The organism is Mesorhizobium sp. M2E.F.Ca.ET.219.01.1.1, assembly GCF_004016445.2.
GTDB lineage: Bacteria > Pseudomonadota > Alphaproteobacteria > Rhizobiales > Rhizobiaceae > Mesorhizobium.
The window spans coordinates 1-391 of record NZ_SADT02000079.1; the positions used below are offsets into that span (position 1 = coordinate 1).

A 391-nucleotide genomic window follows, 5' to 3' on the forward strand; every position below is an offset into this window, starting at 1 on the left:
GACGGAATGGCGCGCGATCGACCTTGCGGTCGTTCCCGGCGTCACCGCCATGCTTGCCGTCGCCGCCCGCATCGGCGCCCCGCTCGGCCACGACTTTTGCGCCATCTCGCTCTCCGACAATCTGAAGCCCTGGGATCTGATCGAGCTGCGCCTGCTGGCCGCCGCCGGCGCCGGCTTCGTCGTCATCCCCGCCCGTCAGGACCTGCCGATCGGCGTCGTGGTCGCGGACTTCAACGCGGCGCAGCTGCGGACCTCGGCGCCCGAAATGGTTGTGCGTTCGCACCCGATCTGGATCGAATCCGCGCCGGTCGAGACAGTGCCTCACAGCCTTCCTCTGGCGGAGCGTATCGAGGCTGGCCTGGCTTCGCTCGACCGCGCGCCGGATTTCTCG

1 protein-coding gene is annotated in these 391 nt (G+C 69.3%); it reads left to right on the top strand.

All coding sequences use genetic code 11. The features are described 5' to 3' along the window. Positions 1-391: SAM-dependent methyltransferase (locus EN862_RS37215; RefSeq protein WP_245519822.1), on the top strand; the 391-nt coding region annotated here is incomplete at both ends.